The 18728-nt window shown below is 74.3% G+C and carries 14 protein-coding genes; 4 read left to right on the forward strand and 10 right to left on the reverse strand.

Annotation, left to right across the window (positions count from 1 at the left end; translation table 11 throughout):
• Positions 1 to 45: 45 nt before the first annotated feature.
• From HN013_RS04080 to HN013_RS04100, 5 genes are all read right to left on the reverse strand, one after another.
• Positions 46 to 1851, reverse strand: a complete 1806-nt coding sequence (locus tag HN013_RS04080) for an FAD-dependent monooxygenase (protein ID WP_171163041.1) — start codon at positions 1849 to 1851, stop codon at positions 46 to 48.
• A 60-nt stretch (positions 1852 to 1911) separates the two neighbouring features.
• Positions 1912 to 2844, reverse strand: a complete 933-nt coding sequence (locus HN013_RS04085; RefSeq protein ID WP_312018492.1) for an aromatic prenyltransferase — start codon at positions 2842 to 2844, stop codon at positions 1912 to 1914.
• Between the two features lie 94 nt (positions 2845 to 2938).
• On the reverse strand, positions 2939 to 4798 hold the full coding sequence (locus HN013_RS04090; protein WP_171163045.1) for an AfsR/SARP family transcriptional regulator: 1860 nt from the start codon (positions 4796 to 4798) through the stop codon (positions 2939 to 2941).
• A 409-nt stretch (positions 4799 to 5207) separates the two neighbouring features.
• The gene (locus HN013_RS04095) at positions 5208 to 8240 is read right to left on the reverse strand and encodes a BTAD domain-containing putative transcriptional regulator (RefSeq protein ID WP_312018493.1); all 3033 of its coding nucleotides are present in this window, start codon (positions 8238 to 8240) and stop codon (positions 5208 to 5210) included.
• Between the two features lie 337 nt (positions 8241 to 8577).
• Entirely contained in the window at positions 8578 to 10302 is a 1725-nt protein-coding gene (locus HN013_RS04100) for an AMP-binding protein (RefSeq protein WP_171163047.1), read from the reverse strand.
• Positions 10303 to 10598: 296 nt separating this feature from the next.
• Here HN013_RS04100 and HN013_RS04105 point away from each other — a divergent pair, with 296 nt between their 5' ends.
• Positions 10599 to 11138: a hypothetical protein gene (locus tag HN013_RS04105; protein ID WP_171163049.1), complete on the forward strand. Its 540-nt coding sequence runs from the start codon at positions 10599 to 10601 to the stop codon at positions 11136 to 11138.
• A 73-nt stretch (positions 11139 to 11211) separates the two neighbouring features.
• On the opposite strand, the gene HN013_RS04110 is transcribed toward HN013_RS04105, so the two are convergent.
• Positions 11212 to 12162 (reverse strand): LysR family transcriptional regulator, encoded by a 951-nt coding sequence (locus HN013_RS04110; RefSeq protein WP_171163050.1) that lies wholly within the window; start codon positions 12160 to 12162, stop codon positions 11212 to 11214.
• 75 nt (positions 12163 to 12237) lie between these two features.
• Here HN013_RS04110 and HN013_RS04115 point away from each other — a divergent pair, with 75 nt between their 5' ends.
• Positions 12238 to 13269 carry a DMT family transporter gene (locus HN013_RS04115; RefSeq protein WP_171163052.1) on the forward strand — a complete coding sequence of 344 codons (1032 nt, stop codon included), beginning with the start codon at positions 12238 to 12240 and terminating at the stop codon, positions 13267 to 13269.
• Here HN013_RS04115 and HN013_RS04120 read toward each other — a convergent pair.
• Complete coding sequence (locus tag HN013_RS04120; protein ID WP_312018494.1) at positions 13260 to 14591, reverse strand: aminotransferase class I/II-fold pyridoxal phosphate-dependent enzyme; 1332 nt, start codon at positions 14589 to 14591, stop codon at positions 13260 to 13262. The genes HN013_RS04115 and HN013_RS04120 overlap by 10 nt on opposite strands.
• Before the next feature lie 35 nt (positions 14592 to 14626).
• Between HN013_RS04120 and HN013_RS04125 the strand changes: the two genes are divergently transcribed.
• Positions 14627 to 15307 carry a pyridoxamine 5'-phosphate oxidase family protein gene (locus HN013_RS04125; RefSeq protein ID WP_171163056.1) on the forward strand — a complete coding sequence of 227 codons (681 nt, stop codon included), beginning with the start codon at positions 14627 to 14629 and terminating at the stop codon, positions 15305 to 15307.
• Here the strand turns inward: HN013_RS04125 and HN013_RS04130 are convergent.
• From HN013_RS04130 to HN013_RS04140, 3 genes are all read right to left on the reverse strand, one after another.
• Positions 15294 to 16322 carry an EamA family transporter gene (locus HN013_RS04130; RefSeq protein WP_171163058.1) on the reverse strand — a complete coding sequence of 343 codons (1029 nt, stop codon included), beginning with the start codon at positions 16320 to 16322 and terminating at the stop codon, positions 15294 to 15296. The two genes, HN013_RS04125 and HN013_RS04130, sit on opposite strands and share 14 nt — an antisense overlap.
• Before the next feature lie 221 nt (positions 16323 to 16543).
• Positions 16544 to 17533 carry a DMT family transporter gene (locus HN013_RS04135; RefSeq protein ID WP_171163060.1) on the reverse strand — a complete coding sequence of 330 codons (990 nt, stop codon included), beginning with the start codon at positions 17531 to 17533 and terminating at the stop codon, positions 16544 to 16546.
• Positions 17534 to 17545: 12 nt separating this feature from the next.
• Positions 17546 to 18112, reverse strand: coding sequence for a Clp protease N-terminal domain-containing protein (locus HN013_RS04140; protein WP_312018495.1), 567 nt, complete (start codon positions 18110 to 18112; stop codon positions 17546 to 17548).
• Positions 18113 to 18272: 160 nt separating this feature from the next.
• Here HN013_RS04140 and HN013_RS04145 point away from each other — a divergent pair, with 160 nt between their 5' ends.
• Positions 18273 to 18653, forward strand: coding sequence for a hypothetical protein (locus tag HN013_RS04145; RefSeq protein ID WP_171163062.1), 381 nt, complete (start codon positions 18273 to 18275; stop codon positions 18651 to 18653).
• Positions 18654 to 18728 lie beyond the last annotated feature (75 nt).

An 18728-nucleotide genomic window follows, 5' to 3' on the forward strand; every position in this document is an offset into this window, starting at 1 on the left:
CTTCTTCCGTGTTCGTAAGGGAGTTCGGGCGGGTGGTGCGGGTGGTCAGGGGGCCCGGTGGCCCAGGACGAGGGCGAGCGCCCCGGTCAGGGCTCCGGCCGGGTCCGCCTCGGCGCCCGTGGCGCGCCAGGCCACGTGCTGGTCGGGCCGGACGAGGACGGCACCCGCGTCGTCCGTCCCGCGCAGGCGCTGCCAGGCGCCGTCGGCGTCGGTGTACGCCGTGTCCCGGCCGGCCTCGTCGCCCTCGCCGCCGCCGATGCGGACCACGGTCACGGGGACGGAGAGCTTCTCGGCGGCCAGTGCGGCGGCCTCGGTCCACGCCGCCCCGTCCGCCCCGGTGATCAGCACAAAGCCGGTGCCGGAGCCGACCAGGTCGTGGGTGGACACGCGCCGGCCGTCCCGCTCGACCCAGGCGTGCGGCAGCAGATGCCCCGGGCGGGTCGTGGGCCGGTGCGCGTCGCCCAGCGGCGAACGGGCCGGCGGGCGGCTGCCGTCCGGGACGACCGCGCCCTGCTCGTAGGCGAAGCCGGTCTCCACGTCGAGGGCCTGGCACTCGCCGCGGTGGGTGGCGAAGATCTCCGCCGCCCGGGCGCGCTGCGCGGCACCGACCGGGGTCGGCGAGAAGTAGGAGAAGAACACCTGCGTGCGGCGCTCCGGCGGCACGTGCGGGCCGAGGCCGACGGCGGCGTCGATGACCACCTGGTGGTGCGCGGCGGCGGACATCGCCCAGCCCAGGTTGTACTGGCCGACGGGCCTGCGCTCGGTCTCGTAGGTGTCGAGCAGGCCGTCGCCGGCGCGGCCCGAGAGCACCGCGGCGAGCTTCCAGGCGAGGTTGTGCGCGTCCTGGATGCCGCTGTTGAGGCCGAGTCCGACGGCGGGCGGCTGGCGGTGGGCGGCGTCGCCGACGAGGAACGCCCGGCCGTGGCGGTAGCGCTCGGCGAGCACCGCCTCGACGCTCCAGGAGGTCACGTCGTGCAGGGTCAGTTCGAGGCCGGGCAGGCCGAGCACCTCGCGGATGCGGCCGGTGACCGCCTCCTCGTCGGTGCGGTCGATACCGGCGAGCGGCAGGTGCAGGCCCCACTCCTCACAGTTCTTGCCCCAGGTCGGGCCCATCTCGATGAGGGCGCTGGACAGGTCGGGGCGGTAGGGGTTGAGGAACCAGGTGATGACCGAGCCCTCGGTCCACCACTGCGACAGGTCCGCGGAGAAGTACGCCGTGGTGGCGTCGAACAGGGCGGGCAGGCCCTCCATGCGGATGCCGAGGGCGGGGCCCACCGTGCGGCCGGCGTCCGCCGCGATCACGTACCGCGCGACGACCGTCGTGGTCTCGCCGGTCTCGGTGGAGCGGATCTCGGCGGTGAAGCCCTCGCCGGTCCCGCCCTCGGCGTTCCCGGTCAGCGAGACCAGCTCGTGGCCGAACCGGACGCCCCCGGGGTTGCGCTCCTCCGCGTGGCGGCGCAGCACCGGTTCGAGGCGCAGCTGCGGCAGCTTGGCCGGCAGTACGGGGCCCGCCGCCTCGTACGTCCCGCGCAGCGCGCCGCCGCCGAAGCCGTCCATCTCGTGGATGACCCGCCCGTCCAGCGGGCCGGGTCCGGTGAGCGTGGTCTGCCAGCGGACCTTGCCGAACTGCTCGGGTGCGGCGGCCGGTTCGGCCACGTCGTCCGCCAGGCCGTACTGGCGGAAGATCTCCATGGTGCGCTGGTTGATGTAGTGCGCCTTCGGCAGGCGCGAGGTGTCGGCGCGGCGCTCCACCAGCAGGTGGTCGACGCCATGGCCGGACAGGAAGACGGAGGCGGCCAGGCCGGAGCCGCCGCCGCCCACGATCAGTACCGGAACTTCTACGGTGCTCAAGGCTGTTCCTTCCGAAAGCGGGATGAGAAAAGAAGAGGGAAGTGGAGAATTGACGTGGTGTCACACCGGGTCCGCGAGGGCCCCTTCGGGGAGCTGCATGATCTCCGGCACGCCGGAACCCCACCGGTAGTAGGACTGGAGCTTGTAGTACTCACCGTCGGGCTGGGAGGCGACCGCGTAGACGAACTTCGTGTTCGGGTCCGCGCGTCGCACATGCCGCACGAACCGCTCGATCCGCTCGTCGAGTTGGACGGGCAGGGAGGCCGGGTCCGTCGTCGCCACGGCGAAGCTGATCCGCTCGATGGCCGGGGAGTCCCAGCCGAGGGTCACATAGACGCCGAAGGCCTGACGGCCGAGGCGGAGCATCTGTTCGCCGGGTTCGGCCTGGTCGACCTCGCGGAGCATGGACCGTACGGACTCGGGGGCGATGCCCCCGGCGGGCGGCTCGCCGAAGTAGATGTTCACGGTGCGGTTGCGGCAGTCGATGCCGAGCAGGCCCACGGTGTCGCCCAGGCCGTGCCGGGCGATGAAGTCGAGGTTCTCCTCCAGGCCGCGCGGCATCGACGGGAGGCCGGCGAGCTTGGTGACGTCCTGGAGGGCGGTGCGGGGCAGCACCACCCAGATCTTCTTGAACCCTCCCACGACACCGAAGTCGATGCCGTAGCCGTCGACGGGGCAGTTGTCGCGCAGGTCCGCGAGCAGCCGGGCCACGGGGTGGTCCGTCTTCTCCAACAGCCCGTTGTCCACGGCGAGTCGGTACGGGTCGATGTCCTGCGGCACCGTGAACCGGCAGTCGAGCTCACCCGCGCGGCCCGCGCCGGTCGCCACACGGAACGCGACCACGGCCCGGGTGAGGTCACCTCCGTACAGGTTCAGGATGCGCAGCACGTCGTCGCGCGCGTACTCCACCTCCAGCAGTCCGGCCGCTTCCTCGATGGCCGAGGAGAGGGCCTGTACCGCGTCCTGTCGGGTGATCGGGGCCGCCTCACTCACGGCAGTCACCATCCTTACGTTTCATGTCGGCCGGTCTCGGCCGTCCGTTCGTGAACAGGGCTGTCACCGGACCGGCCGGCGGCCCGGCGCGGGGTCACCGGGGCGACGGCCTTCGGGGAACCGTGTCCGCGTGCAGCAGGACCAGTGGGTGGAAGCGGTAGTGGTCCTCGCCGGGGGCGCCGTCGGGCTCCGCGAAGAGCAGGCTGCCGTCGACGAGTTCCTCCAGGGCGCGTTCCGCCTCGGCCTCGGACAGGCCGGTCAGCTCGCCCGCGAGCCGGGCGGTGAAGGGGCCGGGCCCCACCGGGGCGAGCCGGGGCAGCACGGCCGCGGTGGCCGGGCTCAGCCGGGTCAGGGCGCGGCCGAGGGTGCGGGTCAGATCGAGGTTGCCGTAGCTCAGGGCGGCGAGCCGGGTGCGCGGGTCGGCGAGCCGGGCGGCGAACCGGGCCACGGCCCGGTGCGGGCGGGCCGCGAGCCGGGCGCCCGCGATCCGCAGCGCGAGCGGCAGTCCGGCGCAGTGGCGCACCAGGTCCCGGACCGCCGCGGGTTCGGCGCGGATGCGGTCGGCGCCGGCGGTCTCGGCGAGCAGCGCCACGGCGTCCTCGTCGGCGAGCGGTCCGAGGCTCATGGTGTGGACGGCGGGCACGGTCGCCAGCCGCTCCCGGCTGGTGACGAGCAGCGCGCTGTCCCGGCCGACGGGCAGCAGCCCGGCCAGTTGTCCGTCGCTCGCGGCGTCGTCGAGTACGACGAGCAGCCGGGAGCCCGCGATCCGGGCCCGGTAGCGGCACACCAGCTCGCCCAGGCCGTGCCGGGCGGTCCGCGCGGTGTCCGCGGTCTCGCCCAGGGCGGCGAGGATCTCCGCGAGCACGGCCGCGGGAGGGCGGGCGGCCCCGTCGGCGTCATGGAGGTCGGCGTGCACCACGCCGTCCGGGAACGCCTCGGCACAGCCGTGGGCCACTTCGGTGGCCAGGGCCGTCTTGCCGCTGCCGGGCATCCCGGTGACCAGCGCCGCCCTGAGCCGTGCGCCGGGGCCCGAGGGGCGGCGCAGCAGGAGCGACCTGAGCCGGGCCGCCTCGGCGGTGCGCCCGGTGAACGCGGCGGCCCGGGCGGGCAGCAGTACGAGCGGCCGGCGCGGCGTGCCGGCGCTCTCGCCGCGCAGCATCCGCAGATAGGCGCCGCTGAGCTGCTGTCCGGGCACGACGCCGAGCTGTTCGTCGAGGATCCGGCGGCCTTCGCCGTAGACCTGGACGGCCTCGGCCTGCCGGTCGGAGCGGTGCAGTGCGGTGATGAGGTGGGCGCGCAGGTTCTCGTCCATGGGGAAGCGGGCCACCAGGGAGAGGAGTTCGGGCACCAGGGAGCGGTGCCGGCCGAGCGACAGGTCCGCCTCGATCCGGCGCTCCAGCGCCTGCGTCCGCAGGAATTCCAGGCGCGGCCGCTCGAAGCGCAGAAGGTGCTCGGTCACGTTCTCCAGGGCATGACCGCTCCAGCAGTCGAGGGCGCGGCCGAGCAGTCCGCCCGCTTCCTCGTGCCGGTTTTCCTCAAGGGCCTGACGGCCGAGCCGGTCGAGCCGTTCGAAGGAGAGCAGGTCGATCTCGGCCCCCCGGGCGTCGAGGACATAACCCGGACCTTTCCGGAAGATCTGTACGCCGTTCCCGAGTGTTTTTCTGAGCCGTGAGACATAGGTGTAGATCTGCGCGTTCGACGTGGGCGGGGGCGCGTCTCCCCACAGCGCGGCGCTCAGCCGGCTGTCGGCGACCAGCGCGCCGCGCGCCAGCAGCAGCACCGCGAGCACGGTGTGGATCTTCGCCCCGGACAGCGGGACCGCCGCGCCCGCCCGGGTCACGGAGACCGGACCCAGCAGCCGGAATTCGAGCGCCCCCGACGTGTCCGCGCCCGGACCGCACGGGTCGCCCGGACCGTCCCGCCCGGCGGTTCCTCCGGCGGGCCGGAAAGCCACACCAGCAGAGTTCAGCACAGTGCAATCTCCATCCCGCAAGATCTCCGGCGAACTACACTCCGGAACCATATCCGCGGGCGCTCTCCGCGCGTTATCGAGTCGATTTCGAGTACGCGAAACAGCAGCGAAATCACATCAAAAGCGTGCACCTCTAGAATGTTTCCAGCATATGAGCCACGGCATTTCTGCAAGCATTCCGGAAACAACGAGGAGATTCCTTTATGCGTAAGCCCCGTACGGTCGCGCGTGCGCTCGCCGGCCCCGCGCTCCTCCCTCTTCCGCCGCTTCTCGCCGAGGGCGCCGGGCAGGGTGCGGACGACGATCTGCCCTGGACGTGACGCGTACGCGGGCCCTGAAGGGATGTGAAGGGACGTGAAGAGAGGGGCGGGAGGGGAGAGGGACGCGCCGGTCAGCGGCCGGCGAGCAGGCAGACCAGGACCGACCCCTCGATGGGGCGGACCGTGTCGTGCGACTCCAGGACCTCGCGCAGCCGGCCGACGCGCCGCTCCCACATCGGCGCGTTGAGCGTACGGAACTCCTTCTGGGCCCAGCCCAGGGGCTCGCCCGCGCCGGTGCCGCCGCGGATCGCCTCCGCGCAGGCGAGGTGGGTGACGATCCGGGCCTGCAGGAACCGGTCCCCCACCTCTTCGGCGAGGCGCAGCGCCAGCAGCAGGCTGGCGCGGGCCTTGTGCGGCTCGTGCTGCCGCCACTGCGCCTCACCGAGGACGCACAGGCCGTGGGCCTCGCCGAGCCGGTCGCCCTGGCCGCGGGTGAGGCCCACCACGTCGTGGCAGATCCGTTCCGCCTGCGCCGGCCGTCCCGCGCCGAGCAGCGCCTCGGCGAGCCGGTAGAGGTTCTGGGTGCGGCTGCGCAGCGACCCCGCCTCGTAACTGACCTCGATCGCCTGGTTGCTCAGCTCCACCCCGCGCTCGGGGTCGCCCTGCTCGATCTCGATCTGGGCGAGCAGCCCCAGCGCGTGGGAGAGGCCCGAGTCGTCCCCTGCCCGCCGGAACAGCGTCAGGGACTCCTCGCAGTAGCGGGCCGCCTCGGCGAGGTCGCCGAAGAAGCGGGCGCACACCGCGAGGTTGCGCCGCACGATGGCCCGGCCCTGGGTGTCGTCGCTCCGCTCCAGGTGGGCCAGAGCGGTGAGCAGCAGCTCCCGCGCCTCCTCGTAGCGGCGCTGGTAGATGGCGAGCGTCCCCAGGGAGCGGAGCATGGTGCCCGCCCCGCGCGTGTCACCCGCGCGCCGGGCGCCTTCCAGTGCGCACTCGGCGGTACGCCGCCAGTCCTCCAGGTAGTTGCGTATCTCGTAGAACGGGACCGACCCCACCGCGAGGAGCCAGGCGCGCTCCGCCTGCCCGTCGCGCACCGCCTGTGCCACCAGGGCGCCGAGCGTCTCCCGCTCGCCCTCGAACCACTCGATGGGGTCGGCGACGAGTTCGCTCACCGTCTCGCCCCGGATCCGCCCGGTGTGTGCCGGGCCGCGCGGGGCCTCGCCCTTGCCGTACAGCTGCTCCTGGGCCGCGTACACCAGCGTGAGCACCGCGGTCAGGACCCTCTCCAGGGTCTGCTCGCGCTCCTGCGCGCTGTCCTCGGCCAGGCACCGCTCCCGGGCGAACAGGCGCATCACGTCCTGGAAGCGGAAGCGGGCCGTGCCGTCCCGCGCGGCACGGATCTCCAGGAGCTGGGCGCCGACGAGCCGGTGGAGCAGTTCCTCGGACGCGTCCGGGGTGACGCCGAGGACGGGGACGCCGATCCAGGCCGGGAAGTCGGGCACGTCCAGCATGCTCAGCTGCCGGTAGAGCCGCGCGGCCCGCACCGACAGCGCCCGGTAGCCGAGCCAGACGCCCGAGCGCACCCCGCTCTCGCCCGGGCTGAGGACGCTCACGCGCTCACGGCGGTCCTCCATCCGCGCCGCCATCTGGCGCAGCGACCACCGGTGGTCGGACAGCAGCCGGGTGGCGACGACCCGCAGGGCCGGCGGAAGCCGGTCGCACAGGTCCACCAGGCGCCGCGCCGCGGCCGGTTCGGCCGCCACCCGGTGCTCGCCGATCGTGGCGGCGAGCAGGTCCAGGGACTCGGCCGGGCTCATGGCGCCCAGTTCCACGCGGGTCACGGCGAACGCCCCGGCGAGCCCGTTCAGCGGGTCCCGGCTGGTGACCAGGGCCCGGGCGGGGCCGCGGCCGGGTATCAGCGGGCGGATCTGGTCCACGGAGCGGGCGCCGTCGAGGACGACGAGCACCCGTCTGCCGTCGAGGGTGCTGTGGTAGAGCGCCGCCCGCTCCTCGGGGCACACGGGGATGGAGGTGCCGGGCACCCCGAGCGCGCGCAGCGCCCGCTCCAGGGCCGCCTCGGGTGTGCCGGGGCCGCCGCGCCCGGACGGGTCCTGGAGGTCCAGATGGAGCCGGCCGTCGGGGAAGCGCCCCGCGACGCGGTCGGCCCAGTGCAGGGCGAGCGCGCTCTTGCCGACCCCCGCGGGGCCGCAGACCACGGCGATGCGGGCCGTCGTGCCGCCGGCGTACCCCGGCGCCGCCGGCACGAGCGGCTCCAGCAGCTCCAGTTCGCGTTCTCTGCCGACGAACGGCTCGGGCGGCACGGGGAACGGGTGGGACACGACGACAGGAGCGGGGCCGGGAGCGGCGTCCGGAACCACGGTGTTCGATAAGACCTCGGCCCGCACCGGGGCCGGCCCGTCGCCCTCCAGTACCGTGCGGTGCAGTTCCCGCAGTTCGACGCCCGGCTCGACGCCCAGCTCCGCGACGAGGACGCGGCGTCCCTCGCGGTAGCAGTCCAGCGCCTCGGACCGGCGGCCCGAGAGGTGGTACGCCCGCATGAGGGCGGCCCGGGAACTCTCGCGCAGCGGATGCTCGGCGACGACCGGGCCCAGGCACTCCACCACCGACCGGTAGCGGCCCCGCTGGAGCTGGACGGCGGCGTACTCCTCGATCAGGTTGGCCCTCAGCTCCGAGATCCGGCCGACCGCGCCGCTCAGCGCGCTGCCGTCCATGCCGTCGAGCACCGGCCCCGACCACAGCGCGAGGGCGTGCTCGAAGCGGGCCGCGGCCTCGCCCGCGTTCCCGGCCTCGACGGCGGCTCGGGCGGCCGCGGCCGACTCGTACAGGTCGGCCACATCGACGTAGTGGCCCTCCCTGTGCAGCACATAGCCGGGCGGCTGCGTCTCGATGAGGCCGTGCACACCCGCCTTGTCCCGGAAGGTCTTGCGCAGGGCGGAGACACAGATGGCGATCTGGTTGCGTGCGGTGACGGGCGGATCGCTGTGCCAGACGGCGTCCGCGAGCGCGTCCACGGAGACGGCGCGTCCCGGAGTGAGCAGCAGCACGGCCAGCACCGTGCGCTGCCGTGCGCTGCGCAGCAGCAGTGGTCTGCCGTCCACACTCGCCTTGAGCGGGCCCAGCACCTTGAACGACAATCGGGGCGCCACACCGCCTCCTTCCAGGACCGCGCACGCCCCGCCCCCCGCGAAGACATTGCCAAGACATTGTGTGGAGTAGACCTGATCTCTACAACACACTCTGCATCAACTCACGCTGTGTGCCGGTCACTTGATTTCTCGCTGCTGATCCGGCGGGTTCCGCCACGTTCCGTCATCAGCCGTCCGGTGCCCGTCCGCCATTTGGCGTACGCGCCTCGGCCCGGCCCTCGGCCTCCTCGCCCCGACCGGTCTCCGGCCCGATCGGTCTCCGGCCCGGCCGTTGGACGGCCCGGCCCTTGGTCGGCCCGACGGGGCCGCGCCCGCCGGGGAGCGTGCGCGGCGCCGGCTAGACCCGGCTGCCGGAGCCGTCCGGCCCGCCCCGCCCGTACGGCCCGGGCAGCGCCGCCCGCTCCACCCGCCCGTCGGCGTCGCGCGGCACCTCGTCGAGGAGGGTGAGGCTCGCGGGGACCAGGTGCCCGGGCAGCCGCCGCCGGCAATGGGCGGCCAGCGCCGCCGCGTCCAGGCCCTGCGCGCCGGGGCGCGGCACCACATAGGCGGCCAGGCGGACATCGCCCGGCGCGGCCCGGACGCCGATGACGACGGCCTCGCCGACGCCCGGGTGGTCGTGCAGCGCCTCCTCGGTCTCCGCCGGGTCGGCCCGGTGGCCGCGTACCCACAGCTGCCCGTCGGTGCGGCCGAGCAGCTGCACCTCCCCCGCGGCCGTCCGGCGCGCGAGCTCCCCGGTACGGTGCATCCGCGTCCCCGCCGGACCGTAGGGATCGGGGACGAACCGCTGCGCGGTCAGCGCGGGCCGGCCCACATAGCCGCGGGCGACGCCCGGACCGGCCACGTACAGCTCGCCCACCGCACCGTCCGGGACCGGCAGGCAGGCGCCGTCGAGCACGTGCAGCCGCACGTCCGCGCCGGGCCGTGCCGGGGCCAGTAAGGGGCCGTACGACGTCTCGGCCGTCCCGTGGGCGGTACGCAGCCGGCCGGGGCCGAGCAGCCCTGCGAGCCGCGCCGCCGCGGGCCCCGGCGCTCCGCCCGCGACCACGAACGCCCCGGCCAGTGCCGCACTCTCCTTGTTCCCCAACTGCCGTACCAGCAGCTCCAGATGGTCCGGCGCCATGACGAGGAACGCGAACGAGCCGGCCGCCGAGAGCCATTTCCCCAGCTCGGCCGGGTCCAGGGCCTGCGGAGCGAGCAGCACCCGCTGTCCGGCGCACAGCGGCGCCCACAGGCCCGTCGCCGCCGGCTCGGAGGCGACCGACGCGAACACCGCCGTGCCGCCGTCACCCGACCCGGTCAGCTCCTGTGCGGATGCCACCACATGGTGCGCCAGGCCGCGGTGTGTAACCGCGACGGAGAGCGGGCACCCGGCCGCCGCGGGCACCTGCGTCACATACGCCACGTCCTCCGGATCCGTCGGCCCGCCGAACGGCTCGTCCGAGTGCCGGGCCAGCGCGCCGCGGACCTCGGGATCGTCCACGTACCGGACCTGCCCCTCGAACCCGTCCGGCCCGCAGGCCACTTCGGCGACCACATATCCCGCCCCGGTGGCGGTGAGCAGCGCCCGCAGCCGGGCCGCCGGGAACTCCGGGTCCAGTGGCAGACACCCCGCACCCGCCTTCCACACGCCCAGCGTCACCGCGTGCAGCTCGGCACCCCGGCCGAGCAGCACCCCCACCAGCGCGCCGCGCCCCACGCCCAGCGACCGCAGGTACCGGGCCCAGCGGTTGGACACCGCGTCGAGCTCCCCGAAGGACAGCGCGAACCCCTCACCCCGCACCGCCACCGCCCCCGGCACCCGACGCGCCTGCCGCCCGACGATCTCCGCGACGCACACCCCCTCCGCGCTCCTCCCCTCCGCCGTACGACGGCGCAGCCCCGCCGGACGCGGATCGGCCCACACCTCCTGCACCCGGGCCAGACAGCGCTCCCGCGCCCCGCTGGTCCCCTCGGCCCGCCAGCCGGCGGGGAGTTCACGGCCGGTCCACCAGATCGAGTACTGCCCCTCGCCGTTGAGCACGACGCGCCACTCCGCGCGGACGACGGCCTGTGGTTCGGACAACGCTGCTCCTGTCGGGTCCTGGGCGTTCTCTGAGTCGGAAAAGTCGGGCCCATCCTGCCCAGGCATGCCATACACGACCTATGCGAGCGCTGGGCCCCAGGGGCAACGGCTTGCCCGAACCTCGGCCGCTTATTCCCCACAGCCTTCCGCGGGCCTCGCGGATCATGGCTGCCAAGAGATCGCCAACCACCGGAAGAGGACCAGGAGTTCTACTGCAGTCGAGACGCCGGGCCCGGCACTCGCACGTATCCCCCGTTCTGTCAGGAATCCGGCACCTTCCAAGGAGGAGCACCCTTATGCACGGCTTCTCGGCGCGACGATCCGCCCTGACCCTGATCGCCGCCTCAAGCGCGCTCGCGGCGTCCCTGGCCCTGGCCGGCCCGGCTGCCGCCGTCGCCCCGGCGACGGCGACCGCGACGGCCTCGTACGACTGCGACTACACGGGCAGCGGCACCGTCACGCTCACCGCGGACGGCTCCGGCAGCGGCAAGACGATACGGATCGACTCCACGGACATCCGCGCGCAGTTCCCGTACGCTGCGAATTCCGTGGCCACAACGCTGAAGCTGAACAAGAAATCCGGTGGTGCGACGAGCGAGGTGCAGTTCTCCGGCGCCGTGCACGCGGCCACGGGGACGGGCGACCCGATCGCGTTCGGTCCGCTCCCGCTCACCGCCGGGTCTCTGGCCGCCGGTGACACCACCGACTCGGTCACCCTCTCGGGCAGGCCGAGCGAGACCAACTGGTCCCTGAAGTTCACCGTGACCCGCCCCACCGGCACCTTCACCTCCTACTGCACGGCCACCAGCAACCAGTCGACGGCCCTCACCTGGTAGTCCGTGGACACGCCGCGTCCCCCGGAGCGCTCATGCCCCGGGGGACGCGGCGCGGACCCCGGGCCGCGGCAGCTCACCGGACGGCTGTCACGTCGGTGTCGTCGTCCGCGGGGGCGGCGGCGCCGTCGACCGTCCGCCCGGCCTCGCAGAGCGCGGCGACCGCGGCCCGGACCGACGGCCGCGCACCGGCCTCCGTCCGCCAGACGGCGAACACCCGGCGGCACATGGTGTGCCGCACCGGGACCATACGCACTCCTTCGGCGACGGGACCGCGGCCCAGGCGGGGGGAGACGACGACGCCGAAGCCGGCGGCGACGAGGGCGAGCTGGGTGTGGTGCTCGTCGGCCATGTGCGAGATGCGGGGCTCGATGCCCTGGGCGCGCAGGGTGCCCAGCAGCCATTCGTGGCAGAACTCGCCCTTCGGCCAGGAGACCCATTCGTCGGCCGCGAAGTCCTCCAGGTCGACGTCCCGCCGGCCGGCGAGCGGGTGTCCGTCGGGCACCGCCACGTCCACGGGGTCGTCGAGGATCGCGGCCTTCGAGAGGCCGCTGGGCAGGGCCACCGGCCGGTTGTTCCAGTCGAGGACGACGGCGACGTCGAGGTCGCCGCGGTCCACCCGCCGCACGCCCTCCTCGGGCCGCATCTCCTCCAGGCTGACGCTGAGCCGGGGGTGCTCGTCGCGCAGCCGGGTCAGCGCGGCCGGCAGCAGCCCGCGGGCGGCCGTGGGGAAGGCGCCGAGCAGCAGCTCGCCGATGGCCCGGCCGCGCTGTGCCTCCAGGTCCGACCGGGCGAGTGCGACCTGGCTGAGGATGCGCGCGGCGTGGGCGGCGAGGAGCCGGCCCGCGTCGGTGAGGCGGACGCCCCGGCCCTGCTTGGCCAGCAGTCGCTGGCCGGTCTCGCGCTCCAGCTTGGCCAGTTGCTGCGAGACCGCGGAGGCCGTCACGTGCAGTTCTTCGGCGGCGCCGGTGATCGATCCGTGGCGGGCGACGGCGTCGAGGGTGCGCAGGCGCTCCAGGTTCAACATGTAAGCGATGCTACGCGGATAAACGCATATTATTTTGCTTGTCCTAAGAGGTCCGGTCAGTACATCTTGAGCCCCATGAGCACCATCACCCCGCGTTCCTCCGCCGACCCCTCCACCGCCCCTTCCGCCCCTTCCGCCCCTTCCGTCTCAGCCGCCGCGAGCACGCCGAGCACCCCGAACCGGGCCTCCGGCCTCGACTGGCGCGTCCGCTTCGGCGCGCTGGCCCTCGTCTGGGGCTTCAGCTTCCTGTTCATCCGGCTGGGCACCGACGGGTACTCCCCGCTCTTCGTCTCCCTGGGCCGCATGCTCTTCGGAACGGCGGTGCTCGCCGCGGCCCTGGCGGTCAAACGGCAGCGGCTGCCCCGGGCGGGGCGCACCTGGGCCCACCTGACCGTGGCGGCGGTCCTGCTCAACTCGCTGCCGTTCACGCTGTTCGCCTACTCCGAGCTCACCATCCCCTCCTCCCTGGCGGGTATCTGCAACGCCACGACCCCCCTGTGGGGCATGGTGCTCTCCCTCGTGGCGCTCTCCGAGGACCGGCCGACCCGGAGCCGGCTCGCGGGGCTGGCCGTCGGCTTCATCGGGGTGCTCGTCGTGCTCGGCGCCTGGAACGGGTTCTCGGGCCAGGATCCGTGGGGCACCGCCATGGCGCTGACGGCCTCCGCCAGTTACGCCGTCGGCTGGATCTACGTGCGGCGCACGCTCTCCGGCACCGGCGACTCCCATCTGTCCCTGACCACCGGCCAGTTGCTGATCGGCACCGTGCAGCTCGCCGTCGTCGCCCCGCTGTTCGCGCCGCTGCCGTCCTCCTTCCGGCTGGTGCCGGTGCTGGCGATCGTCGCGCTCGGGGCGCTCGGCACCGGGCTCGCCATGCTCGTCCAGTACGGGCTGGTCGCCGAGGTCGGCCCCACCACGGCGACCCTCATCACCTATTTCATCCCCGTCGTGGCGACGGCCGCGGGGGCCGCCCTGCTCGGCGAGAAGCTCACCTGGAACATGCCCCTCGGCGCACTTGTCGTGCTGGCCGGGGCCGCGCTCACCCAGGCCAGGGGCGTCCGGAAGGCCGCGCCCCCGGCCGGGGACCGGCGGGAGGCCGCTCAGCCGTAACGTCCCGCCGGGGCCGGGCCGGTCGCGTACGCCAGCGCGTCCGCGACCGGCTCCACGTCGTCCATGCCCAGGGCCGAGACCGTCAGCCGCACCCCGGGCGGCGACGCGAGCCGGAAGCGCGCGCCGGGCGCCACCGCGTACCCGGCCCGGAGCAGCCTGGCCACGACGCCCGTCTCGTCCGGCACCGGGAGCCAGACGTTCATTCCGCTGCGTCCGCGCGCCGCCAGCCCCCGCTCCCGCAGCGCGCGGACGAGCGCGTCGCGACGGCGGCCGTACGAGGCGGCCGTCACCGCCGGGTCCACGGCCCCGGTCCGCCAGAGGTGCAGCACGGCGTCCTGCAGCACATGGCTCACCCACCCCGGCCCCAGCCGCTGGCGGCCGCGCACCCGGTCGACGGTCACGGGGTCGCCGGTGAGCACGGCGAGCCGCAGGTCGGGCCCGTACGCCTTGGCGACGGAGCGGACGAACGCCCAGTGCTCGGTGGTCCCGCCGAGCGGATGCGGGGGGCCGTCGACGATGCCGTGCCCGTGGTCGTCCTCGACGAGCAGCACCCCGGGGTGCCCGGCGAGGACGGCCCGCAGCTCGCGGGCGCGGTCCGCACCGATCACCGCGCCGGTGGGGTTCTGCGCGCGACTGGTGACCACCATGGCCCGGGCCCCCTCCTCCAGCGCCCGCGCGGCCGCCTCGGGCACCGGACCGTCGTCGTCCACCGCGACGGGGACGGCCCGCAGGCCGAGCGCCGGGACGAGATCGAGGAGGCTGCCCCAGCCCGGATCCTCGACCGCGACGGCGTCGCCCGGGCGCAGATGGGCCGTCAGCACCCGCTCCATGCCGTCGAGGGCGCCGGAGGTGACCGCCATCGGCCCGTCCGGCACGCCGTCCGCGCTGAAGGCGGCGCGCGCCATCCGCTCCAGCTCGGTGTCGACCGGGGGTTCGCCGTAGAGCACCGGCGCCCGGGCCGCCCGCCCGGCCGCCGCCGCGAGCGCCTCGCCGAGCGGGGGCAACAGCGCGGGGTCGGGGTTGCCCGTCGCCACGTCGCACACCCCCTCCGGCACCTCCACCCCGATGAGCTCGCGCGGCGCACTGGCCGGCCGGGGACGCACCCGGCTGCCGCGCCGCCCGGCCGTCTCGATCACGCCCCGGTCGCGCAGGATCCGGTAGGCGGCCGCGACCGTATTGGGGTTGACCCCCAGGTTGACCGCCAACTCCCTCAGGGGAGGCAGCAGTTCCCCCGGAGGCAGGCGGCCCGCTCCGACAGCGCGCTCCACACTCTCGGAAATCTCCGCGGCACGACGACCCGTGATCCGATATTCTCCTAGCACAAACAACATTATGCACTAGTGCAATGGAGCCCGCAATGTCCACCGCGAACCAGCTGTCACAGGGCGGGACGTACGAGCGGACCGCCCGCACCACCCCCACCCGGTACCGCGACCGCGCCTCGTACGACCGTGATCTGGTCCACGCCATCCTCGACGAAGGCCACCTGTGCCACCTCGGCTTCGTCCGCGACGGCGCCCCCGTCGTCCTGCCCACGCTCTACGGACGCGTCGGCGAACGGCTCTACGTCCACGGCTCGACCGGCTCGGCCCCGCTGCGCGCCGCCGGGGAGACGGACCAGGGCATACCCGTCTGCCTCACGGTCACCCACGTCGACGGCCTCGTCCTGGCCCGTTCCGCCTTCCACCACTCCCTCAACTACCGCTCCGTCGTGGTCCACGGCACGGCCCGCCCGGTGACCGACCCGGACGAGCTGACCACCGCCCTGAACGCCCTGGTGAACCAGGTCGTGCCCGGCCGCGCCGCCGACTCCCGGCCGGCCACCCCCAAGGAGCTGGCCGCCACCGCCGTCCTCCGCGTCGACCTCACCGAGGTGTCCGCCAAGGTCCGCACGGGCGGCCCCGGCGATGACCCGGAGGACATCGCCCTGCCGCACTGGAGCGGCGTCGTCCCCGTGACCACGGTGCGCGGCACCCCGGTCCCCGCGGACGACCTCGCCCCCGGCACCCCGCTCCCGGACTACCTCACCCCGCGCTGACCGGCTCGCCCGCGGGAGCCGTCGCGCCGCGGGTCTCCACGAGGGCCAGTCCCGCCACCGCGGTCATCAGCACCACCGTGCCCAGGACGGTCGCGGCCGTCAGCCGCTCGCCCAGCACCGTCACGGCGATGACCGCGGCGGTGACCGGTTCCAGCAGCGTGATCACGGTGGCCGTGGTGGCCCGCACCGCCGTCAGCCCGGTGAAGAACAGCGCGTAGGCCAGGGCCGTCGGCACGGTCACCAGGTAGCCCATCAGCAGCAGGGTGCGGCCCAGGCCGTGGGCGGTCGGCAGTACCCCTCCGGCGGCGGCGAGCGGCAGCAGGGCCACCGTGCAGACGCCGAACGAGGTCAGGGTCGTGGTGAACGGGTCCGTCGCCCGCCCGACCCGGCCGAGGTACCGGGCGTGGACGGTGAACAGGGCGTACCCGGCCGCCGACAGCAGCGCGAACGCCACCCCGGCCGGACGGACGGTCGCAGAGCCGCCGCCCAGTACGAGGACGGCCAGTCCCGCGACGGCTCCCACGACGGCCAGCCGGCCGCCCCCGCCGAGCCGTTCGCCCATCAGCAGCCGGCCGCCGAGTGCCGCCAGCACGGGCGCGGCGCCCAGGGTGACGACGGTGCCGACCGCCGTCCCCGTCGACTCCACCGCCGCGAAGAAGGCGGTGTTGAACACGGTGAGGCCGATCCCGTTGACGAGCACGGCCGCCGCCCGGCGGCTCCTGGACCCGACGGGCCGCCGTGTGCGCGCGGCCCTCCGGTAGCCGGGCACCAGGAACCGTACGGCCAGCAGCAGCGCGAACCCGCCGGCGCCGCGCCAGAAGGTGAGGGCGACGGAGCCGAGGCCGCTGCTGTCCATGGCCAGGGTCGCGGTCGCCCCGGTGGTCCCCCAGGTGAGGGCGGTGAAGGTGACGTAGAGGAGCCCGCGTCCGGCGGTGAGTCCGGGGGCAGTGGTGGCCGCCGGGGAACCGACGGGCAGATCCTGCGCGGAGCAGGAGGAAAGAGCGGAGTTGGACATGACTGTTCTCCCGCAGAAGACGTGAAGTGATCGCGTGGTCTTCTCTGCGGGCAGCGCCGGTCGCCCGGGCGCGCGTCGTGGCACGCCGGATGCGATGTTCCGGAAGATTCCGTGGAACCCGGGGAATCCGCCGGGAGGAATCCGGGGAATCCGTGAAGAGGCAGCCGCCCGCGCTAGGCGGCGGGAGGCGGAAGAACAGCAGTCCTGGGCATGATCGGATGCTATGCCCGCGCCGACTCCTCGGACAACCCCCGCTCGGCGGGCACCCCGTCGGACCCCGCGTGCACCCGGTTCTCCGCCGGGGCGGAGCGCTGGGCGATGAACGCACCGAGGAGCACCACGACGCCGCCGGCGGTCTGCGGCGCGGAGAGGTGTTCGCCGAGCAGCACCCAGGCGAGCACGGTGGCGACGACCGCCTCCAGACAGGCCACGACTCCGGCCACCTGCGGGGACAGCCGGCGCACGGACACCACCCCGGTGAGGTAGGCGGCCACGGTGGCGACCAGCACCAGCCACCCCAGCAGGACGGCGGCCGGCACGTCCACGCCGTTCATCGGCGCGCGCCCGGCGAGCACGTGCCAGTCCATGTCCCAGGGCCGGGCCACGGCGGTGAGCAGGAGGGCGCCGACGAGGAGCCCGTAGGCGATGACGCCCATGGGGTCGACGGGGTCAACGCCGTCGCCGCCCCGGTCCGAGAGGACGAAGTAGCCGACCTGGCAGCAGGCCGCGCCGAGGGCGAGCAGCAGCCCCACCCCGTCGAAGCCCAGCCCGGACCACACCTCGACCACACAGGCGAGCCCGCCCGCCGCCAAGGCCACCCCGACCGCGGCACCCCGGCTCACCGGCCGCCGCTGGACGAACCGCACCCAGCCCAGCACCAGCGCGGGGGCCAGGTACTCGATGAGCAGGGCGACGCCCACCGGGATCCGGGAGATGGCCGCGAAGTAGCAGGCCTGCACGCCCGCGACGGCCAGCAGGCCGAAGCCGGCGAGCAGCGCGGGGCGGCGCGTCACCAGGGCGCGGTGCCGCCAGGCCACGGGCAGCAGCACCAGGGCCGCGCCGGCGACCCGCAGCCACACCACGTGGAGCGGGTCGAGACCCGCCTCGATCAGCGGCTTCGCCGCCACACCCGAACCACCGAACGCCAGCGCGGAGACCAGGGCCAGACCCAGTCCCGCACTCCTTCCCCCGGACAGTCGACGCGTCTGCATCGACGCATCATGTCAGGCGCCGACAGGACCGTCATCCATTTTGCTCATGGCCCTCCGGACGCCCGCCGGACCGTGCCGTGCACCACCGGCCGGCAGCGCGCGCAGCGGCGGTACGTCGACCCCGGCGCGCTCCAGCACCTCCACGGCCCGGCAGTGGGGGTCGAGGACCAGGGCGGCCAGCAGGTCGAGCCCTTCGACCGGACCGGCGCCGCGCTCGGCGGCCCGCGCGTACGCCTCGCTCATGGCGGTCGCGGCCGCGGGCGACCAGCCGGGAACCCCGCCTTCCGGCAGCAGCGGCAGGGCCTGGGAGTCCTCCACGGAACCGCGCCAGCGCAGGCCGTAGCCGATGCTGCGCTGGACGAGGTAGCCGAGCAGCCGGGCGACCTGAGGGGCGCCGCCGGGCAGTGCGCCACGGGTCTCCGGATCCGCTTCCAGGAGGCTGTGCAGCAGGTGTGCGGTGTCGATCTGCCGGTCACAGTCGCGCAGGGCGCGTCTGCGAGCACCGGCGACCGTCGCGGCCACTTCCGTGCTCAGCGGCTCCTCGCCCGCCCCGCTGATGTCAGGTGTACGGCTTTGCACCCTCCCACCTCATCAGCACCGGGCCGTCAAAAGCATCCCCGAGGGGAAGCATTCGGGCGTCCGCCCCCGGTTGGGTGCGGACGCCCGCGTGCTCCTCCTTGAGGAGGAGACGGGCGGACGGGGCCTCAGGGTCGGCCGGCCCCCTACGTATGATCACCACATGAGGAAGGTTGTGTCCTGGGGCTTCGCCGCGGCGATGGCCGTCATGGCCGTGAGCGTCGTCGTCGACTGGCGCCGGGGCGACGGCCTGGACCTGACCGTCGCGGCCCTCCTGCCGGTACTGCTGCCCTACGCGGCCGGCGAACTGCTGCGGGCGTACGGCAGGGAAGGCGCGGCCGCCCGGACCGACAGCGCGTCGCGCTGGATGACGCTGCCCGCCGCCGCCCTCCTGTGGGCGGGTCTGATCACCGGCTGGCGCCGGGGCGACGGCACGCAGTGGATCCCGCTCACGGCGGCTGTCCTGATGTCGCTCGGCGCCGCGGTGGGACTGCTCAAAGGGCTCGTCGAACGGCGCGTCAAACAGCGTGCCGCGGCGGAGTAGAGGCCCCCGCGTACCGCGCGACCACTCCACGGGCCACGAAGCGGTGGGGCCGGCAGCGCTCCCGCGGGCCCGATG

The organism is Streptomyces sp. I05A-00742 (assembly GCF_013055795.1).
Classification (GTDB): domain Bacteria; phylum Actinomycetota; class Actinomycetes; order Streptomycetales; family Streptomycetaceae; genus Streptomyces.